The organism is Paraburkholderia flagellata (genome assembly GCF_021390645.1).
Lineage (GTDB): Bacteria > Pseudomonadota > Gammaproteobacteria > Burkholderiales > Burkholderiaceae > Paraburkholderia > Paraburkholderia flagellata.
Map to the genome: position 1 here is coordinate 2,336,217 of NZ_JAJEJT010000001.1, position 19,516 is coordinate 2,355,732.

Here is a 19,516-nt window from a genome sequence, read left to right on the forward strand (position 1 = left end):
GATGGCGAACCATATCTCAGCGGCACGCTGCGCTCACCCAGAGCGCAGCGAGGTTCCGATCGGATATCCCGCCACCACGACCGCAATTAAAGGGTCAAACCCATAATTCACCCACCCGACCACGCTCAATTCACTAGGTGAAAACCCTAATCATGAGGTAAAATCCTACCCATCGATGGGAAAGATCACCATGCCGCACCAATACCAGCTGCTCGAAAAATTCGCGTTTTCGCTTGTCGTCCTGTTCGCCGTGATGTGCTCCAGCTACATCGCGTGGGAAACCTCGCCCAATCTGCGCGACAACCTCCAGGTCGGCAAGGAGCTGTTCCTGAAGAGCGGCGAGTACTCGTACGCTTGCGCGACGACCACGGCTGATCCTTGCGCGCAGTTCCCGGTCGAATAAACGCTCAGCACCCTCGCCGTTTCGCACGTCCCGTGAACTACGCGGGACAGTTCTGATTGCTTCCCGCTGCGTATCGTCTAAGCTCGATTCAGGTCCCGCTTCCGAGCTTGTTCGACATGCTCATCTGCGTCCAGTGGTCATGCGGTTCGTCCGCACCTCGCGCCTTCCTCGCACGGCGCCTCGGTCTGGTTTTGCTGCTCGCGATTCTCGGGTGCCTCGGCGCCTGCACGATCACGCTGCCGCCCAAACCGCTCCTCGCCATTCCTCCCGCGGCGATCAATAGCGCCACACTCGACGACTACCGCACCACGGTCGCGAAACACATCGTCGAGCACAACCCGTCCTTCGTTCTGCATGGCGCGCCGCAGGCCATGCTGCGCTCGCTCGTGGTCGTGTCGTTCACGGTCAATCGCAATGGCCAGATCGTGAAGTCATCGGTTTATCGAACCAACGGCGACAACGAAGCCGAGGCCACCGCGCTCGCAACACTGCGCCGCGCCGCGCCGCTGCCGCCTCCGCCCGGCGGCCTGCTCAATTCCGCAGGCCAGCTCGAGATGTTCGAGGACTGGCTCTTCAACGACAACGGCAAGTTCCAGTTGCGCACGCTCGCTTCGCCGCAGGCGCAGAACTTCCAGTGACGTAAAGGCTTGGCTCGCCTGCTTACGCCCGCCTTGCTGGACGGCGCGCACGGTCGTTATAATTTTTCGCTATCCCCAGCCGGCGCCCGCCGGCCATGCCTCTCGCCACGCGCCATCCGCGCCCCGGCGTGAGGCTTCGACCGTGCTCCCGCCCCTTCGTGCCTATCGGCGCGCCATGGCCGGTCAGGAATCAACGCGCACAGCCTGTGTTGTGCGATGCATACTGGCGAAGCGTCGCCGCCTGACGGACACGGCCGGTGCGCCGCGCGAACCGCGCGTCCCGCCACGCTTCGAGACTGAACAAAGACGCCCGCGCAAGCCTCGCAAGACTCAGGCACAAGCGCGTCACAACGACTGGAGACCCTTGAATGTCCACCTCCCCCATTTCGCCCGCGCGCGCCGATCAGGCTACCGCAGCGAAGCAGCAAAGCACCGCACGCGTGATCTTTGCGAGCTTTATCGGCACCGCAATCGAGTTCTACGACTTCTATGTGTACGCAACGGCCGCCGCGCTCGTGATCGGTCCCGTGTTCTTCCCGCACGGCTCGGCCACGGCGCAGGCGCTCTCGGCGTTCGTCACCTTCGGCATTGCGTTCGTCGCGCGGCCGATCGGCTCGTTCATCTTCGGCCACTTCGGCGACCGTATCGGCCGTAAATCGACGCTGGTGGCGTCGCTGCTCGTCATGGGGCTGTCCACCACGCTGATCGGCTTCCTGCCCGGCTATGACGCGATTGGCAGCCTCGCGCCGATCCTGCTGTGCATCCTGCGCTTTGGTCAGGGCATCGGCCTCGGCGGCGAATGGGGCGGCGCCGCGCTCCTCGCGACGGAATACGCGCCGCAAGGCAAACGCGGCTGGTTCGGCATGTTCCCGCAGCTCGGGCCTTCGGTGGGGTTCCTCGCCTCGAATGGCCTTTTCTTCGGCCTCGCTTCGACGCTCTCCGACCAGCAGTTCCGCGACTGGGGCTGGCGCGTGCCGTTCATCGTCTCGGCGGTGCTCGTCGCGCTCGGTCTGTACGTGCGCCTGAAGATCGCTGAAACGCCCGCCTTCAAGGCCGCTGTCGAGCGCGACGAACGCGTCAAGGTGCCGGTCGCGACGCTGCTCTCGCAGTACTGGTGGCCGACGCTGCTCGGCGCGCTCGCCATGGTCGTGTGCTACACGCTCTTCTACAACGCGACGGTATTCTCGCTCTCGCACGGCGTGACGGCGCTGCACATTCCGCGCCCGACCTTCCTCGGCATGCTGTGCATCGCCGTGGTGTTCATGGGTATCGCCACCCCGATCTCGGCCTGGCTTTCCGATCGCTTCGGCCGCAAGCCGGTGCTCATCGTCGGCTGCATTCTGGCGATTCTCTCGGGCTTCACGATGGAGCCGCTGCTCGGCAGCGGCGCGACGCCGTTCGTGCTGCTCTTCCTCGTGATCCAGCTGTTCCTGATGGGCGCCACGTTCGCACCGATGGGCGCGTTGCTGCCCGAGTTGTTCCCGACGAACGTGCGCTACACGGGCGCGGGCGTCGCGTACAACCTGGGCGGCATTCTCGGCGCTTCGGTCGCGCCGTATATCGCACAGGTGCTGGCCGCGCGCGGCGGTCTCTCGTGGGTCGGCGCGTATGTGTCGATCGCCGCCTGCGTGAGCCTGTTCGGTGTCCTGTGCATGCGTGAGACGCGCCACACATCGCTCTCGTAAGCCATCGCTGTATCGACGAAAAAGCAAAGCAAAAAAGCGGAGTCCGCCAACCGGACTCCGCTTTTTTTACGCCCTTCCTGAGCGCGATTTTTGATCGCTTTGGGCACGCGCGATGCGTGTCTATACTCGAATCAACAGGCGGGGAGCGATCTCCCGGGGGAGCCGACGATGAACCTGCATCTGAGCAACGCCGACATTGTTCTGATCATCGCCCTCGCCCTGGGCATCTCCCTCCTGATGGCGTTTCGACTGCGCACCGCGAGCTGGCGCGCGGTCGTGCTCGAAGCGCTGGCGGCGAACGCCGCAGCCATAGCCGCGGTCGTCGCGATTGAAATGCTGCTTGCCTGAAGGCCGCCGTGCCGCAGGTGCCGCTTGCACGGCGCTATGTGGCGCTGCGCCGTGTGGCGGCGATCAGCGATAGTAATAGCCGTGATGGTAGCCGCCGCCGTAGTAGCCGCCGGCCGGCACCACGACGCAGCCGCCCAGCGAAGCCGCAAGCAATGCGCCGGCGATGAGGGTAAGCGTCAATCGTTTCACAGTGTTCTCCCTTCAAGTCAGTGTCTGTTTCCGGCCATTCGATGTCGGGCTGGATGGTTACGATTGAACACGACGGCGAAGGCGTGAGGCGTTGCAATTTGTAAGCAGCGGTGTGGCTCATGTAACAGCACGAGCGCCAAAGCCTTTTGCATGCGCGCTCACACGCGCGCATGCAATACAAGCGCGACACTTTTAACAAGCTCGTAATGTGAAACTGCCGGAAACCCGCGGGAAAGCACAGGGGAAAATGCCGCAGCAAGCGTGCGCCGAACCGCGAAACTCAAGCGGCGTGAACGCGCGATGCCTGCGAAGAAGCGCCGCCGTCGCGCGCAGGGTAGATGCGATCGACAGCATCGATCGCTACCTGCACGGGCGGCACGTGACGGCCATCACCGATCGAGATCGAGCGATTGGGCGCACGCACGCCGCTGTGTTCGGCGTCGGTCGTCACGAAAACCATCACGGTCGGCTTGATGAGCGCGTGGGCGAGATGCACGAAGCCCGTGTCGGTGCCGACCACGAGCGCGCAATCTTCGATTCGCTGTGCGACCTGCGAAACCGTGAGGCGCGGCAGCACCGTCGCACCGGGGATGAGCGCCGCGATCTCGCGCGCCGTGGCTAGCTCGTTATCGGAACCCCACGGCAGTTCGATGCGCAGGCCACGCGCGATCAACGCATTGCCCAGTTCGCCCCAATGGTCGACCGGCCATTTCTTCTCGTCTTTCGAGGTCGCGTGAAAGAACAGCGCCGTGGGCGCGTCAGGCGCTGGCAGCGCGGTGCCGTCGCGCGGAACGCGCATCTGAAAGTCGGGCGGCGTATCGACCGTATAGCCAAGCGCCTCGCCCGCGCTGATGCGCATGCCGTGCCACGCGTCGCACTTCGGACGCGGCCCGAAGCGGCCGTTGTACGCGAAGGCCGCGCCGCGCTCGCCAAGGTCCTGCGAGAGATAGCCGAAGCGACGTCGCCCGCGAGCGAGAAACGCGATGATCGCGCTCTTGTAGACGCCGTGAATGTCGACGATCGCGTCGTATTGGTAGGCGCGAAGTTCCGATATCGATGCCCAGATCGCCTTGAAGTCGCTCCAGCGGCGCGCCTTCTTGAAGCGGCGCAGCGGCGCGCAGAGCACGCGGTCGACGCCCGCGTTCCAGCGCACGATATCGGCGAAAGACTCGTCCGCGGCCCAATCGACCTTGACGCCTGGGAAGGCGCGCTGCACGTCGGCGACGACCGGGAGCGCCTCGACGATGTCGCCGAGCGAAGTCACTTTGACAATCAAAACTCGTTTCATTGTGCTGCGGACCGCAGGGCCCGATATTCCAGTCTTAATGGGATTTCTGGAGATTCTAACGGACGAACCTTGCGTCAACCTGCGAATAGGCGATTCGATGCGAACGAAGTCTGTCCCTTTCTTACTCAACCCTCGTGCGGCATCGACGATGCGCTCCGCAAAACACGCCGGGCCCGACGCGCCAAAGCGCGCCGAGCCCGGAATGGACGACCCGTCGAGGGATCGGTAGCAACGGTCAGCGGCTAGTAGATGACGACCGGAGCGGGTCTCACGTACATGGGCCGCGCCGGCACGACGATGCAGCCCGCCAGCGTAAGCGCGAGCACGGCCGCAGCGAGCAGTTTTTTACTCATGATGGGGCTCCTCCCGGGCTCGAAGGTCAGACCGCCCAGTGGCCTTCGACCCAGCGCCAGTTCGGGCCGTGCGCGATCCAGTGGCCCGGCACCCAGTGATAGCCGACACGCTCCGCCTGCCAGTGGCCCCGCACCCACACGTACTGGCCGTGGTCCCAGCGCCAGTGGCCCTTGTCCCATACATAGCCCGCACGCGGCGCCGGTACGACTTCCACGCGTTCGACAGGCGGCGGCGCGCTCGGCTCGACCACGACGATTTCGGCGAACGCGGGAGCCGCGACAGCGCAAGTGCCGGCAGCGACGATCGCGGCCTTGGCGATGAAGAGGCGAATGGAGTTGTTCATGTTGATCACCCTTGAATGTGCACGCCATGATTGGCGTTACCCGATCAATGCGCGAGCACGGCGCTGCGCTGACAGCGGCGGTGTAACGGCGCAGGGTGAAGTGAAACCGAATATTTCGGTAAGGCAGGCGGTGGCGCCAGAGCGCAGCGCGCGAGAAAGAAAGGCGTGAAGGAAAAGCGAACCGATACGGCAAACGACGCGCGCAACGCAGCGGCTGCGCGCGCTTAAGACTCAAGCCTGCGGAATCTCGATCTTGACCTCGAGCACTTCGAGATCGTCCTGACGTTCGAGGCTCACGCGAATGTCTTCATCGGAGATCTTCACGTACTTGGAGATCACCGCGACCAGTTCGCGTTGCAGGGCCGGCAGATAGTCGGCGGGCGGATGGCCGCCTGCGCGCTCGTGAGCAATGATGAGCTGCAGGCGTTCCTTCGCTACCGAGGCGGACTTCTTCTTCTCGCCGAGAAAAAACGAAAGAAACGACATGACGTTCGCCTCCCTTACTTGCTACCGAAGAGGCGCTGCAAGAGGCCTGGCTTCTGGTAATCGGTGAAGCGAAGCGACTTGTCCTCGCCGAGAAAGCGCGACACGACGTCCTTGTACGACTCGGCGACGTCGGTGCCATCCAGATGCACTGCCGGCAGACCCTGGTTCGATGCGTGCAGCACCGCTTCCGATTCGGGCACCACACCGATCAGTTCGATGCGCAGGATCTCCTGAATGTCGTTCAGCGAGAGCATTTCGCCTTCGCTCACGCGCTTCGGGTTGTAGCGGGTGATGAGCAGGTGTTCCTTGATCGGGTCCTTGCCTTCGATCGCGCGCTTCGTCTTCGACGAAAGCATGCCGAGAATACGGTCCGAGTCGCGCACGGAAGACACTTCCGGGTTCGTCACGATGAGCGCTTCGTCGGCGAAGTGCATCGCGAGCAGCGCGCCCGACTCGATGCCGGCCGGCGAATCGCACACGATGTACTCGAAATCCATCTTGCGCAGGTCCTCGATCACCTTTTCCACGCCTTCCTTCGTGAGCGCGTCTTTATCGCGCGTTTGCGAGGCCGGCAGGATGAAGAGGTTTTCGCACTTCTTGTCCTTGATGAGCGCCTGATTGAGGTTCGCCTCACCCTGGATCACGTTGATCAGGTCATAGACGACGCGGCGCTCGCAACCCATGATGAGGTCGAGATTGCGCAGGCCCACGTCGAAGTCGATGACCGCGGTCTTGTGGCCGCGCAACGCGAGGCCCGATGCGAAACTCGCGCTCGTGGTCGTCTTGCCGACACCACCTTTGCCCGAAGTCACCACAATGATTTTTGCCATTCCCTTACCTTGCGTTCGTCAGTTTCTCAGTTTGGTCTCATCGCGTGCCGCTCATGCCCCTGCTCGCTTGCGCACGACGCTCGAGCTGCGACTCAGGTGAGCCTCAACGGTTCGATCAACAGCTTTTCTTCCTCGAGCCGGATTTGAGCCGGCTTGCCCCGCACGTCGTCGGCGAGTGGAACTTCAGTGGTACGGTAGATGCCCGCAATCGAAATCAGTTCCGCCTCGAGACTCGTGCAGAAAATGCGTGCGTCGTGGTTGCCGTGGACGCCCGCAAGCGCACGGCCGCGCAACGGCGCGTAAATATGGATGTTGCCCTCGGCGATCACTTCCGCGCCGTTGGAAACGAGGCCGAGCACGACCACGTCACCCTTCGCGTAGATGCGCTGGCCCGAACGCAGCGGCCGGTCGATCACGAGCGTGGGTTCCGCGCGCGCGCCAGACGCGCCAGCGTCGAGCGTCGCTGCGGCGCTCACGGTTGCCGCCGCGCTCGCCTGGGCGGCGGCCGGGTTCGCGTCGGTGGAAAAGAGTTCGGGCTGTGCAGCGGTGGTTTGCGGTGCGGCCGAAACGGTGGCAGAAGCGATTGCAGAAGCGGTGGCAGATGCATTCGATGCCTCGCCGTCGCCCGCCGCTTCGTCGGAGGCCGGCTTCGTGCCCGCGCCACGACGGTCGCGCGCCTCGAGGAACGGCAGGCCTGCCGCAGCGGCCCAGCCGTGTTGTTCAGGCTGTGCAACCACGCCTACCGGGCGCATGCGCACGCTTTCGAGCAGACGGGCGATGTCGCCAAGCGCGACCTGCTCGCCGTCGGCGAGACGCCGCACGTCGATCGCGACGGTGTCGTTGGCGAAGAATTCGGGCGTCGCCTCGAAGCGCCGCGTGAGTTCGGCGCGCATTGCGTCGAGCTCGGTCGTCTTGACCACGAACAGAAGCGTATCGACTGAACCGCTCTTCAGTTCAAAATATGGCGATTTCCTGGGCGACATGGCGTTCGGCTAAAAATTTTGCGTATTTTACAGGCGCGGACGCACACGGCCATTATTTTTAATGGTGTGTTCGGCCAAATTCGCTGCCGGATACGTACAACCCACGCACAAACAAAAATGGCGTAAAAAAGCGCGCGAAGCGCGAGCGAGTGTGTCGTACGGACGGAAGTGAAGCGCAAGCGCCGCCGCACGCAGCGGCGCGAACGCCTGGCGTTATGGTCAAGAAGCGGGTGAAGAAGCGGACTTCGCGTGCTCGCCGAGCGCACGCATGAGCAGCGTTTCCCACTGTTCAGGCTGTTGCTGGCTGCGCGCGTGATCGCCGGTGGCAACGAAGCCGAGGCGCTCGTAGAAACGCATGGCCGTGGTGTTCGCGTCGGTGACCCAGGCGTAGACCTGCGTGGCGCCTTCGCTCACGAGCCATTCGATGGCGCTGTTCAGAAGCAGCTCGCCGCCGCTCAGATGACGCACCGCAGGCGCAACCCACAGTGCCGAAACGAACGCGCGGCGCGCCGGCGCGCTTTCGAAGCTCGCGCCGATCAGGCCGGCCGGATGGCCCTCGGTATAGAGAATGAACGACGTGCCCGTGTGCGAAACCGCATGGCGGGCCGCCGCGGCGTCGAAAACGGCGGCATCGGCCGATAGCGCGTCTTCGAGCGTGTCGCCGAATGCATAAGGCGCGTCGCGCAGCGAAGCTGTTCGAAGCTCGCGGAGCACGGCACCCTGATCGGCGGCGATACGGCGAACGGTCAGTGACGGACTCATGCAGTCGTAAACCCCAATAAAGCGCTAACGCGTAGCTTTAACCGAACTGGCTTGAGAGTCAAATCCTTATTTGACAATTGCCAGCAGACCACGCCGCGCGCGCGATCCTTGACAGACGGCCACAGAGGCCGCACAGCCGTGCTCACGGGGCCTCGTAAGCGCCTGTGCCGTCCGGCCAGGGCGTGAGCAGTTCGTAGCCGTCGTCGGTGACCGCGATCATGTGCTCCCACTGCGCCGAGAGCGAGCGGTCCTTGGTGACGACCGTCCAGCCGTCACGCTGCACCGTCGTGCCGGCGCGGCCTGCGTTGACCATCGGCTCGATCGTGAAAACCATGCCCGGTTTCAGGCGCACGCCCTGCCCCGGCTGGCCGTAGTGCAGCACCTGCGGCTCCTCGTGGTAGACCTTGCCGATGCCGTGGCCGCAATACTCGCGCACGATCGAAAAGCCGTCACTTTGAGCGCGCTTCTGGATGGCGTTGCCAACGTCGCCGAGCGTCGCCCCCGGCTTCACCTGGCGGATGCCCGCAAGCATCGCTTCGTAGGTCGTGTCAATCAGCTGGCGGCCCACCGTGCTCGGCGTGCCGACACAGTACATGCGGCTCGTGTCCCCGAAATAGCCGTCCTTGATGACGGCCACGTCGATGTTGATGATGTCGCCGTCCTTGAGCACCTCGCCGCGATTCGGAATACCGTGGCAGACCACGGAATTGACGGACGTGCAGATCGTCTTCGGAAAACCCAGATAGCCGACATTGGCCGGGACTGCCTTTAGCGTGTTGACGATGTAGTCGTTGCAGAGGGCGTCGAGGTCGTCGGTGGAGACGCCCGGCTTCACGTGCTCGCCGATCATCGCGAGCACGTCAGCGGCGAGCCGGCCCGAAATGCGCAGGCGGGCGAGATCGTCGGCAGACTTGTAGGTGATAGGCATCTGTGGACCGAAGTGGGCGCGGCAGTGTGCTGGAGAACACTGCGCCGCAAATTCAAAGGAGCGATTGTACCGGCGCTGCGGCGTCGTTAGCGCAGCAACCTGCGTCATCGTCATGACGTCGGGCGCGGAATTTTCAGATATCTCCGATTGTTCGAGCGCAAGCCGCCGTCAAGAATGAGAAATATCTTACATCGCGAGCAGACAGTCCGATCATGACCTCAAGTAATCCCGCCCCCTCCTCCACCCCGAACACGGCGCTCAATGTCCTGATCGCGCTGCCCACTTACGACAACTCGGTGCATTTCGACTTCGCCATGGCGCTCGGCCGCCTCATGGAAACGCTCAAGGAGCGCGGCATCCGCTACGAGTACATCCATACGGCCTCGTCGCACATCATCCGCGCGCGCAATTTCTTTGCGAATTATTTTTTGAGCCATCCCGAGTTCACCCATCTCCTTTTTCTCGATACGGACATGGACTTCTCGCGCGAAGCGGTTCTGCGCTTGATCGCCGGCAACAAGTCCGTGGCCGGCATTGCCTGCCCGTACCGCTATTTCGACCAGGAAAAGCAGATCACGAGCGCCGACGTGGGGCTCACACTGCGCGAATGGCAGGAAAAAACGGTGGACTACAACACGGCGATTCTCGCGGACGAAGCGGGCAGCAGTTTCGTGTCCGACGGCTGGGCCGAGGTGAGTCATATCGGCACGGGCATCTTCCTCGTGCGGCGCGACGCGCTCGAGGCGATCGTTGCGCACACGGAGCTATACCGCCCGCCCGCGCAGTACGCGGGCTACCTGCCGGACGGCAAGTTCTATGCGTTCTTCGACACCGTCGGCGAAAAAGGCGTGTATCTCTCGGAAGACCTGTCGTTCTGCCGGCGCGTGCGCGCGGCGGCCAAGTCGGTGTGGGCGCTCGTCGACGAGAAGATCGTGCATCACGGCGGGTCGTCGATTTCCGGGACGTACCTGCGTGCGCTGGAGATGCGCGGGCATACGCAGAAGTGAACGCGCCTGCGCGCGAAAAGCGCGCAGAAAAGCAAAAACCCCTGCAGCGGTTAAGCATGCAGGGGTTTTCTGAATTTGGCGGAGAGGGTGGGATTCGAACCCACGGTACGGGGAAACCGTACGCCTGATTTCGAGTCAGGTACATTCGACCACTCTGCCACCTCTCCGGGGCACTGCTTTTTTACTGCTTCCCCGGCGTTGGTCGGCAACCGGAGAAGCGAAGATTATAGAACATGTTTTGAATTTTGCAAGCCCTCATTGGAAAAAAGTTTCGAGGGCAAGCAAGTCACATGTTCTGTTCGCGAGGCAGTGCCTCAGGCGCTCACTGCAAGCCGCGCCACGCCGCCCATATACGGCCGCAGCACTTCCGGCACGGTGACCGAGCCGTCCGCTTCCTGATAGTTCTCCAGCACAGCTACGAGCGTGCGGCCCACGGCGAGGCCCGAGCCGTTGAGCGTATGCACGAGTTCCGGCTTGCCCTGCGCGTTGCGGTAGCGCGCTTGCATCCGGCGCGCCTGGAAGGCTTCCGTATTCGAACAGCTCGAAATTTCGCGATACGTGTTCTGCGCCGGCAGCCACACTTCGAGGTCAAAGGTCTTGGAAGCCGAGAAGCCCATATCGCCCGTGCACAGCGTGATGACGCGATACGGCAGGCCGAGCTTCTGCAGGATGGTTTCCGCGTGGACGACCATCTGCTCGAGCGCGTCGTACGACGTTTCGGGCGCAACGATCTGCACCATTTCGACCTTGTCAAACTGGTGCTGACGGATCATGCCGCGCGTGTCGCGGCCATACGAACCGGCTTCCGAGCGGAAGCACGGCGAGTGCGCCGTGAGCTTGATCGGCAGCGCGCTGCCTTCCACGATGCTCTCGCGCACCGTGTTCGTGAGCGAGATTTCCGAGGTCGAAATGAGGTACTGCGTGACCGTGTTCTCGCCGCCGCCCTTTTCCACGCGGAACATGTCGTCGGCGAACTTGGGCAGCTGGCCAGTGCCGTACAGGATTTCCGGGTTGACGATGTACGGCGTGTACGTTTCCGTGTAGCCGTGCTCCTGCGTGTGCGTGTCGATCATGAACTGCGCGAGCGCGCGATGCAGGCGCGCGATCTGGCCACGCAGCATCGTGAAGCGTGCGCCCGAGAGCTTCGCGCCCGTCTCGAAGTCGAGACCCAACGGCGTGCCGACATCAACGTGATCCTTTGCCTCGAAGTCGAACGCGCGCGGCGTGCCCCAGCGGCGCACTTCCACGTTGTCGGCTTCGTCCTTGCCCGCGGGTACGCTCTCGTGCGGCAGGTTCGGCACGCCGAGCAGCAGGTCCGAGAGCTTCGACTGGATCTCGTCGAGCTTGGCGGCCGACGTCTTCATCTCGTCGCCAATGCCGCCCACTTCGGCCATGACCGCCGAGGTGTCCTCGCCGCGGCCTTTCATCGCGCCGATCTGCTTCGACAGGCTGTTGCGGCGTGCCTGAAGCTCTTCGGTGCGGGTCTGGATGGCGCGGCGTTCCGCTTCGAGCGCGGAGAAGGCCGCGACGTCGAGGGTGTAGCCGCGGTCGGCGAGGCGTTTCGCGACGCCGTCGAGGTCTTTGCGCAGCAGCTGGATGTCGAGCATGAGATTGTGAGACGCAGTTTCGTTGTGTGAAGGGACGATTTTAGCGCACCGGGCACGGCATCCCGGCGGGACTGGCATCAGCCTTTGCGCTTCCTTTCGCGGATTTCGTCCCGATGCTCGTCGCGCCATTGCGCGTCGAGGTCGGCGAGGCGCGCGAGCTTTTCGCCGATCTTGCCTTCGAGCCCGCGCGGCGTGGGCTGATACCAGCGCGGCTCGCGCATGCCGTCGGGCAAATAGGTCTCGCCGGCCGCGTAGGCGTCGGGCTCGTCGTGCGCGTAGCGGTATTCGTGGCCGTAGCCAAGCTCCTTCATGAGCTTGGTCGGCGCGTTGCGCAGGTGGATCGGCACCGCGCGCGACTGGTCCTTGCTCACGAAGCGCCGCGCCTCGTTATAGGCGTTATAGCCCGCGTTCGACTTCGGCGCGACGGCCAGATAGATCACCGCCTGCGCGAGTGCGAGTTCGCCTTCGGGCGAGCCCAGACGTTCGTAGGTCTCGGCCGCGTCGAGCGTGATGCGCCCGGCGCGCGGGTCGGCGAGACCGATATCCTCCCACGCCATGCGCACGATGCGCCGCGCGAGATAACGCGGATCGGCGCCGCCGTCGAGCATGCGGCAGAACCAGTAGAGCGCGCCGTCCGGGTTGCTGCCACGGACCGACTTGTGCAGCGCGCTGATCTGGTCGTAGAACGCATCGCCCCCCTTGTCGAAGCGGCGGAGGTTTTCGGCAAGCGCGCTGCCGAGCAGTTCGCCGTCGATTTCGGTCTTCTTTTGCTGAGCGGCCGCGCGCGCGACGATTTCGAGGTTGTTCAGGAGCTTGCGCCCGTCGCCGTCAGCGGAACCGATCAGCGCCTTTTTCGCTTCGTCGGTGAAGGTCAGGCCGCCCAGCTCCTCGCTCGCGCGCGCAAGCAGTTCGCCCTGCTCCTCCTCGTCGAGGCTCTTGAGCACGTACACGGCCGCACGCGAGAGCAACGCGCTGTTCACCTCGAACGACGGGTTTTCCGTCGTCGCGCCGATGAACACAAAGAGGCCCGACTCCACGTGCGGCAGGAAGGCGTCCTGCTGGCTCTTGTTGAAGCGATGGACCTCGTCGACGAACACGAGCGTCTGGTGCCCGCGAGCGCGATGCAGTTGCGCCTGCTCCACGGCCTCGCGGATGTCCTTCACGCCCGAAAGAACGGCGGAGAGCGCGATGAATTCGGCGTGGAAGGCATCGGCCATGAGCCGCGCGAGCGTGGTCTTGCCCACGCCCGGCGGCCCCCAGAGGATCATCGAATGCGCTTCGCCGGACTCGAACGCGACGCGCAGCGGCTTGTTGGGCCCGAGCAGATGCTTCTGGCCGATGACCTCGTCGATGGAGCGCGGGCGCAGCCGTTCGGCGAGGGGGACGTTGGCACGGGTTTCTTCAAACATGACGTTTTCGCGATAATGACGGCTTTCCGGCTGGCCGAGCATGAGTGGCCGAGGTTGCCTGGTCAGCGGCGGATTCGGGGACACAGCGCCCGACGCCACAAAACGGCCTGCCGCACCGGATGCAGTCGTGCATTATGACAGCGAGTGCCGCGGCGCGAAGCGCGGGCCGAGCCGCTCAAGCTGACGAACCCGGATAAAACAGACAAAACACACGACACAGAGGAAAGCGTTCCACATGACTCAAGATTCGCACGCCGGCGAGGCCGGCTCCACCTACGCGCCGAACGTGCCCGTACCCGACGCGCGCCGCCAGTTCCGCACCGGCGACGCCTTTGCGCTGTGGTTTTCGCTCGGCATCGGTCTGCTGGTCGCGCAGGCGGGCGCGCTGCTCGTGCCGGGCCTGTCGCTGCCGCATGCGCTCGTGGCCATCGTCATCGGCAGCGTGATCGGCGTCGTGCTGCTCGCGCTCGCGGGCGTGATCGGCACGGACACGGGCCTCGCCGCCATGTCGTCGCTGCGCCCGACGCTCGGCGTTCGGGGCGTGTCGGTTCCGGCCGTCATCAACATGGTGCAGCTCGTGGGCTGGGGCTCGTTCGAGATCATCGTGATGCGCGATTCCGCCGATGCGCTCGCGAAGCAGGCCTTCGGCCTTTCGATGCCGCTCGTCTGGACCGTGATCTTCGGCGTGCTCGCCACGCTGCTCGCGGTGAGCGGCCCGCTCTCGTTCGTGCGGCGCTTCCTGCGCACGTGGGGCATCTGGCTGCTGCTCGCGGGCGCGGCCTGGCTCACGTGGAGCCTGCTCGTCAAGCAAGACCTGGGCGCGCTGATGCGCCGACCCGGCACGGGCGAAATGCCGTTTGGCAGCGCCATCGACCTCGTGGTGGCGATGCCGCTCTCGTGGCTGCCGCTTATCGCCGACTACACGCGTTTCGGCCGCAAAGCGGGCGAAACCTTCCGCGGCACGCTGTTCGGCTATGGCATCGCGAACCTCTGGTTCTATGCGCTCGGCGCCATTTATGGCCTCGCCGCGGGCGGCGGCGACGCGCTCCTCACCACGGCGCTCGCGCAGGCCGGCGGCGGCTTCGCGCTGCTGCTCGTGCTGATCGACGAAATCGACAATGCGTTCGCCGATATCCACTCGGCCGCCGTCTCGACCGGCACGTTCTGGACGCGCGCGAGCGTGCCCTGGCTCTCGGCGGCCTTCGGCGCGCTGTGCACGCTGATCGGCCTCGTCGTGCCGATGGCGAAATATGAGAACTTCCTGCTCTTCATCGGCTCGGTGTTCGCACCGCTCTTTGGCGTGGTGCTCGCCGATCACTTCATCGTGCGCCGCCGCCGTATCGACCCGCAGGCGCTCGCCGACCTGAACGGCGCGTATGGCTATTCGGGCGGCTGGCACGTGAGCGCGTTCGTCGCGTGGCTGGTCGGTTTCGGCGCGTATCAAGCGCTCAACCAGTGGCTGCCGAACCTCGGCGCGACGCTGCCGTCGCTCGTGATCGGTGCGCTGTGCTATCTCGTGCTCGCGGGGCGCCGGCGCGCGGCTTACGCTTAAGGCGCCGCATTTCGCTTTGCCCGGGCAATGAAAAACGCCACGCTTCGCAGCGTGGCGTTTTGACTTCTGGCGACGTGCGAGGCGTTACTCGCAGTGGCCGCAGCCGCCGTGCGAGTGACCATCGTGACCGTGGTCGTCGGCGGGCAGATGCTGAGCCGCCTGCGCGGTAATGCCCAGACGCTGCAGCAGCTTGCGGTCGGCTTCGGCCTGCGGGTTGCTCGTCGTGAGCAGCTGGTCGCCGTAGAAAATCGAGTTCGCGCCCGCCATGAAGCACAGCGCCTGGAGCGCGTCGTCCATCTGCTCGCGGCCCGCCGACAGACGCACCATCGCCTTCGGCATCGTGATGCGCGCCACCGCGATCGTGCGCACGAACTCGAACGGATCGATCGGTTCGGTGCCTTCGAGCGGCGTGCCCGTGACCTGCACGAGATTGTTGATGGGCACCGACTCCGGGTACGGCTCCATGTTCGCGAGCTGCGCGATCAGGCCCGCGCGCTCGCGGCGCGACTCGCCCATGCCGACAATGCCGCCGCAGCACACGTTGATGCCCGCGTCGCGCACGCGTTCGAGCGTCTCGAGGCGGTCCTCGTAGGTGCGCGTCGTGATGATCTTGCCGTAGTACTCCGGCGACGTATCGAGGTTGTGGTTGTAGTAGTCGAGGCCGGCGTCGGCGAGCGCCTTCGCCTGGTGATCTTCGAGCATGCCGAGCGTCACGCAGGTTTCCAGACCCATCGCCTTGACGCCGCGGATCATGTCCTTGATCGGCTCCAGATGGCGATCCTTCGGATTGCGCCACGCCGCGCCCATGCAAAAGCGCGTCGCGCCGTTGGACTTGGCCGCGCGCGCGGCTTCCAGCACGGCGTCGACGGCCATCAGCTTGCCGGCTTCGAGTTCGGTTTCGTAGTGCGACGACTGCGGGCAGTACGCGCAGTCTTCCTCGCAGCCGCCGGTCTTGATCGAGAGGAGCGTGGAAAGCTGCACGGCGTTCGCGTCGAAATGCTCGCGATGCACCTGCTGCGCGCGGAAGATCAGGTCGTTGAACGGCAGCTCGTAGAGCGCGGCGACGTCGGCGACTTTCCAGCGCGCGGCGGCTTCGGCTGCGGCCTGAGCGCTAGGCGCGGTCGCCTTCAGCGAGGTAATGTCGATGTGAGTTTGCGTCATGGTGTCGTGGTCCTTCTTTACGTGACTGTGCCTGGCAGTGCTTGAATGTGCATCAGGCGTCGGCGCGCAAGCGCGCGAGCAACGCGTCGATGTTCAGATGTCCGGCTGCGTCATCGGCGCTCGCGCCCGGCATATGCGGCACAACGCCCAAGAGCGGCGCGCCGTACTGGGCAGCGAGACGCTCGCGCAGCGCGTCGATGTTTTCTTCGGGGAACGTCATGGCCGGGTCGATACGGTTCGCGACCCAGCCCGCGAGCTTCAATCCGCGCGCGGCAATCGCTTCGGCCGTGAGCAGCGCGTGGCTGATGCAGCCGAGCCGCATGCCCACCACGAGCACCACCGGCAGACCGAGCGCGACGGCGAGATCGGCGGTGTCTTCGGTCGCCGTGAGGGGCACGCGAAATCCGCCCACGCCTTCCACGACGATGGCATCCGCGCGCTCGCAGGCCGCCCGGTAGCAATCGACGATGCGCGCCATGTCGAGCGTCACACCTTCGAGCGCAGCGGCGATGTGCGGCGCGGCGGGCTCCTTGAGCAGGAAAGGCGTGCGGATCTCCGGCGGCAGCAGCACGCTCGCGGCGGCGTCGAGCTGATCGGCGTCCTCGTTGTGCAAGACGCCGTCGCGCTCGTAAGCGCCCGCGGCAATCGGCTTGAGCGCCGTGGCGCGCAGCCCCGCGTGGGCGAAGCCGCGCAGCAGTGCTGCGCTCACGAAGGTCTTGCCGATCTCGGTATCGGTGCCGGTGACGAAAAGCGCAACCGTCATTGCGCGAACTCCTGCGCTGCGAGGCTCGCGCGTTGCAGCGATGCGTTCAGGCGGTCGAGATCCGCATCCGAGTGCGCCGCGGAGAGCGAAATGCGCAGGCGCGACGTGCCCTCGGGCACGGTGGGCGGACGGATGGCCGGCACCCACAGTCCGTCGCGTTCGAGCGTGGCCTGCAGCGCGAGCGTCGCCTCGTTGGCGCCGATGACGAGCGGCTGCACGGCGGTATGCGAATCGACGGGCTGCCAGCAGGTATCGACGAGCAGCGAACGCGTGCGGCCAATCAAATGTTTCAAATGCGCGCGGCGCGCATCGCCCTCCTCGCCTTCGATCAAACGCAGGCTCGCGGACACCGCGTGCGCCACCGCCGGCGATGAAGCCGTCGTGAAGATATACGGACGCGCGCGCTGCACGAGCCATTCGATCACGGTGCCGTGCGCGCAGATGAACGCGCCCGACACGCCCGCCGCCTTACCGAGCGTGCCGACCATCACGAGATGCTCCGAACGCAGCGCGGCTTGCGCCAGCGCGCCGCGGCCCTGCGGCCCGAGCACGCCGAAGCCGTGTGCGTCGTCGACCACGAGCCACGCGCCGTGCTTTTGCGCGAGTTCGACGAGGAGCGCGAGCGGCGCGACGTCGCCGTCCATGCTGAACACCGTGTCGCTCACGATCACTTTCGCGCTCGCGTCGCAGGCTTCGAGCATCGCGGCGAGCGCCGCCATGTCGGCATGCGGATAGATCTGGATGTCGGCGCGCGAGAGCCGCGCGCCGTCGATCAGCGAGGCGTGGTTGAGCGCGTCGGAGAAGATTGTCGTGCCGCGGCCCGCGAGCGCCGTGAGCACGGCCAGATTCGCCATGTAACCGGTGCTGAAGTACAGCGCGCGCGGTGCATCGACGAAGGTGCCCGCGAATGCCGCGAGATCGTCTTCGAGTTGCGCATGCGCGCGCGAGTGGCCGCCGAGCAGATGCGAGCCGCCACTACCCGCGCCGTAGCGCTGCGCGCCTTCGGCAATGGCCGCGACCAGTTGAGGATGCGCGGCGAGGCCAAGATAGTCGTTGCTGGCAAAGCCGATGGTCGCGCGGCCGTCCACCTGCATGTGGGCGCTGCACGGCGTGTCGGCGGTGCGGCGGCGGCGGCGCAGGCCGCGCGCGTCGATGTCGCGCAAGCCCTGTTCGAGGGTATCAAGCAATGCCATATCAGAGGTCCTCCGCGACAGTGGCGTCGAAAGTCTCGCGCGTGCGCGTTGCGAGGAACGCCTGCATTTCGTTGTCCAGAATATACGGCGGCATGACATAGACCGTCGTGCCGATCGGGCGCAGCAACAGTTCGCGCTGCAGCGCGTTTTCGAAGAAGCGTCGCGAGAATGTCGCCGCGCGCAGCGGGTCTTCGAGCGCGACGTCGAATGCGAGTATCGTGCCGCACTGGCGCAGGTCGCGCACGAGCGGATGCGCGGCGAACGGCTCGAACAGCGCGCGCAGTTGCGCCGATTTGCGCACGTTCGCGGCGAGCACGTCGTCGCGTTCGAACAGGTCGAGCGTCGCGAGCGCGGCGCGGCACGCGAGCGGATTGCCCGTGTACGAATGCGAATGGAGGAAACCGCGCGTCGTGTCGTCGTCGTAGAACGACTCGTAGATGGCGTCGCGCGAAAGCACGATCGAAAGCGGCAGATAACCGCCGCTAATGCCCTTCGAAAGCGTAAGCAGATCGGGCCACACGCCTGCGTGCTCGCACGCGAAGAAGGTGCCGGTGCGCCCGCAGCCCACGGCGATTTCGTCCGCGATCAGATGCACGCGATGACGGTCGCATAGCGCACGCAGGCCCTTGAGATACGCGGGATCGTGCATCGCCATGCCGGCCGCGCACTGCACGAGCGGCTCGACAATCAGCGCGGCGATACGGCCTTCGCGCTCGATGAAAAGACGCTCGACATCGGCCAGCGCGCGGGCCGCGACATCCGCCGCCGTTTCGCCGGGGTGCGCTGCGCGCGCGTCGGGCGAAGCGACCACATGCGCGTGATGCAGAAGCGGATCGTAAGCATCCCTGAAAAGCTTCACATCGGTCACGCCGAGCGCGCCGATGGTCTCGCCGTGGTAGCTGTTGGCAAGGCAGGCGAATTCGCGCTTGTCGCTCTCGCCGCGGTTGCGCCACGAATGAAAGCTCATCTTGAGCGCGATTTCGACGGCCGACGCGCCATCGGAAGCAAAGAACGCGTGGCCGAGCACGCCGCCGGTGCGCGCCGAAAGACGCTCGGCAAGCTCCACGGCGGGCTCGTGCGTGCAGCCCGCGAGCATGACGTGCTCGAGCGTGTCGAGCTGCACCTTGAGCGCGGCATTGATCGCAGGATTGGCGTGGCCAAAGAGGTTCACCCACCACGAACTGATCGCGTCCAGATAACGGCGGCCTTCGCGGTCATACAGCCACGGCCCTTCGCCGCGCGCGACGGCCACGAGCGGCAGGCGCTCGTGATGTTTCATCTGGGTGCAGGGGTGCCACACGGCGCGCAGGCTGCGAGCTACCCAGTCGGTCGCGGCGCGATCTTCGCGGGCAAGGTGCGCAGTTTGCGCAGTTTGAGATAGCGAATTCAAATACGACTCCCGATACGACAGCGGGACCGAGATTAACGTGTTAGCCGCCGCAATGCACTACCCCGAAAATCGCCCTCTAACGCACGGCGGCGCGGCGTTTCGAGCAGTTCGGGACAACTCGGAACCGATGGAAAGCAAAGACCAGAAATGCGCGGAGATGACGACGGCAAAGTGAACCCGCCTTATGCAAAAAAATC

The 19,516-nt window shown here is 64.8% G+C and carries 21 protein-coding genes and 1 tRNA gene; 7 read left to right on the forward strand and 15 right to left on the reverse strand.

Features of this window, described 5'->3' with window-relative positions; all coding sequences use genetic code 11:
* Positions 1–190 precede the first annotated feature (190 nt).
* The 4 genes from L0U83_RS10415 (at position 191) to L0U83_RS10430 (ending at position 3,074) form a co-directional block, all read left to right on the forward strand.
* Positions 191–403, forward strand: a complete 213-nt coding sequence (locus tag L0U83_RS10415) for a hypothetical protein (RefSeq protein WP_158758383.1) — start codon at positions 191–193, stop codon at positions 401–403.
* Positions 404–519: 116 nt separating this feature from the next.
* Positions 520–1,041, forward strand: a complete 522-nt coding sequence (locus L0U83_RS10420; protein WP_233882432.1) for a TonB family protein — start codon at positions 520–522, stop codon at positions 1,039–1,041.
* 368 nt (positions 1,042–1,409) lie between these two features.
* Entirely contained in the window at positions 1,410–2,726 is a 1,317-nt protein-coding gene (locus L0U83_RS10425; RefSeq protein WP_233882433.1) for an MFS transporter, read from the forward strand.
* A 168-nt stretch (positions 2,727–2,894) separates the two neighbouring features.
* Complete coding sequence (locus L0U83_RS10430) at positions 2,895–3,074, forward strand: hypothetical protein (RefSeq protein ID WP_158758386.1); 180 nt, start codon at positions 2,895–2,897, stop codon at positions 3,072–3,074.
* Positions 3,075–3,137: 63 nt separating this feature from the next.
* On the opposite strand, the gene L0U83_RS40525 is transcribed toward L0U83_RS10430, so the two are convergent.
* The 3 genes from L0U83_RS40525 to L0U83_RS10440 all read right to left on the reverse strand — a co-directional run bounded on the left by L0U83_RS40525 (position 3,138) and on the right by L0U83_RS10440 (position 5,248).
* Positions 3,138–3,263 (reverse strand): hypothetical protein, encoded by a 126-nt coding sequence (locus tag L0U83_RS40525; protein WP_256094537.1) that lies wholly within the window; start codon positions 3,261–3,263, stop codon positions 3,138–3,140.
* Positions 3,264–3,543: 280 nt separating this feature from the next.
* On the reverse strand, positions 3,544–4,551 hold the full coding sequence (gene waaC / locus L0U83_RS10435) for a lipopolysaccharide heptosyltransferase I (RefSeq protein ID WP_233882434.1): 1,008 nt from the start codon (positions 4,549–4,551) through the stop codon (positions 3,544–3,546).
* Between the two features lie 379 nt (positions 4,552–4,930).
* Positions 4,931–5,248 (reverse strand): YXWGXW repeat-containing protein, encoded by a 318-nt coding sequence (locus L0U83_RS10440; protein ID WP_233882435.1) that lies wholly within the window; start codon positions 5,246–5,248, stop codon positions 4,931–4,933.
* On the opposite strand from L0U83_RS10440, the gene L0U83_RS10445 reads away from it, so the two are divergent.
* Complete coding sequence (locus L0U83_RS10445) at positions 5,247–5,417, forward strand: hypothetical protein (RefSeq protein WP_233882436.1); 171 nt, start codon at positions 5,247–5,249, stop codon at positions 5,415–5,417. The genes L0U83_RS10440 and L0U83_RS10445 overlap by 2 nt on opposite strands.
* Positions 5,418–5,479: 62 nt before the next feature.
* Here the strand turns inward: L0U83_RS10445 and minE are convergent, their stop codons facing one another.
* The 5 genes from minE to map all read right to left on the reverse strand — a co-directional run bounded on the left by minE (position 5,480) and on the right by map (position 9,237).
* Positions 5,480–5,734 (reverse strand): cell division topological specificity factor MinE, encoded by a 255-nt coding sequence (gene minE / locus L0U83_RS10450; RefSeq protein WP_027795398.1) that lies wholly within the window; start codon positions 5,732–5,734, stop codon positions 5,480–5,482.
* A 14-nt stretch (positions 5,735–5,748) separates the two neighbouring features.
* Positions 5,749–6,564 (reverse strand): septum site-determining protein MinD, encoded by an 816-nt coding sequence (gene minD, locus L0U83_RS10455; RefSeq protein ID WP_201695484.1) that lies wholly within the window; start codon positions 6,562–6,564, stop codon positions 5,749–5,751.
* A gap of 92 nt (positions 6,565–6,656) precedes the next feature.
* Entirely contained in the window at positions 6,657–7,547 is an 891-nt protein-coding gene (gene minC, locus L0U83_RS10460; RefSeq protein ID WP_233882437.1) for a septum site-determining protein MinC, read from the reverse strand.
* A gap of 219 nt (positions 7,548–7,766) precedes the next feature.
* Positions 7,767–8,309 carry a GNAT family N-acetyltransferase gene (locus L0U83_RS10465; protein WP_233882438.1) on the reverse strand — a complete coding sequence of 181 codons (543 nt, stop codon included), beginning with the start codon at positions 8,307–8,309 and terminating at the stop codon, positions 7,767–7,769.
* A gap of 142 nt (positions 8,310–8,451) precedes the next feature.
* Positions 8,452–9,237, reverse strand: a complete 786-nt coding sequence (gene map, locus L0U83_RS10470) for a type I methionyl aminopeptidase (protein WP_233882439.1) — start codon at positions 9,235–9,237, stop codon at positions 8,452–8,454.
* Positions 9,238–9,449: 212 nt separating this feature from the next.
* Between map and L0U83_RS10475 the strand changes: the two genes are divergently transcribed.
* Positions 9,450–10,244, forward strand: a complete 795-nt coding sequence (locus L0U83_RS10475) for a glycosyltransferase family 2 protein (protein ID WP_233882440.1) — start codon at positions 9,450–9,452, stop codon at positions 10,242–10,244.
* A gap of 76 nt (positions 10,245–10,320) precedes the next feature.
* Here the strand turns inward: L0U83_RS10475 and L0U83_RS10480 are convergent.
* The 3 genes from L0U83_RS10480 to L0U83_RS10490 all read right to left on the reverse strand — a co-directional run bounded on the left by L0U83_RS10480 (position 10,321) and on the right by L0U83_RS10490 (position 13,260).
* Positions 10,321–10,411: transfer RNA gene (locus L0U83_RS10480), tRNA-Ser, on the reverse strand.
* Positions 10,412–10,558: 147 nt separating this feature from the next.
* Positions 10,559–11,851, reverse strand: coding sequence for a serine--tRNA ligase (serS, locus tag L0U83_RS10485; protein ID WP_233882441.1), 1,293 nt, complete (start codon positions 11,849–11,851; stop codon positions 10,559–10,561).
* A 77-nt stretch (positions 11,852–11,928) separates the two neighbouring features.
* Positions 11,929–13,260, reverse strand: coding sequence for a replication-associated recombination protein A (locus L0U83_RS10490; protein ID WP_233882442.1), 1,332 nt, complete (start codon positions 13,258–13,260; stop codon positions 11,929–11,931).
* A 235-nt stretch (positions 13,261–13,495) separates the two neighbouring features.
* Here L0U83_RS10490 and cytX point away from each other — a divergent pair, with 235 nt between their 5' ends.
* Complete coding sequence (gene cytX / locus L0U83_RS10495) at positions 13,496–14,812, forward strand: putative hydroxymethylpyrimidine transporter CytX (RefSeq protein WP_233882443.1); 1,317 nt, start codon at positions 13,496–13,498, stop codon at positions 14,810–14,812.
* 84 nt (positions 14,813–14,896) lie between these two features.
* Here the strand turns inward: cytX and bioB are convergent, their stop codons facing one another.
* From bioB to bioA, 4 genes are read right to left on the reverse strand one after another with little or no spacing between them, the layout of a single operon-like run.
* Entirely contained in the window at positions 14,897–15,973 is a 1,077-nt protein-coding gene (bioB, locus tag L0U83_RS10500) for a biotin synthase BioB (protein ID WP_233882444.1), read from the reverse strand.
* Between the two features lie 52 nt (positions 15,974–16,025).
* Positions 16,026–16,736 carry a dethiobiotin synthase gene (bioD, locus tag L0U83_RS10505; RefSeq protein ID WP_233882445.1) on the reverse strand — a complete coding sequence of 237 codons (711 nt, stop codon included), beginning with the start codon at positions 16,734–16,736 and terminating at the stop codon, positions 16,026–16,028.
* Positions 16,733–17,929 carry an 8-amino-7-oxononanoate synthase gene (gene bioF / locus L0U83_RS10510; protein WP_233882446.1) on the reverse strand — a complete coding sequence of 399 codons (1,197 nt, stop codon included), beginning with the start codon at positions 17,927–17,929 and terminating at the stop codon, positions 16,733–16,735. The genes bioD and bioF overlap by 4 nt, the downstream gene beginning before the upstream one ends.
* 1 nt (position 17,930) lies before the next feature.
* Positions 17,931–19,319 carry an adenosylmethionine--8-amino-7-oxononanoate transaminase gene (gene bioA / locus L0U83_RS10515; RefSeq protein WP_267939224.1) on the reverse strand — a complete coding sequence of 463 codons (1,389 nt, stop codon included), beginning with the start codon at positions 19,317–19,319 and terminating at the stop codon, positions 17,931–17,933.
* Positions 19,320–19,516 lie beyond the last annotated feature (197 nt).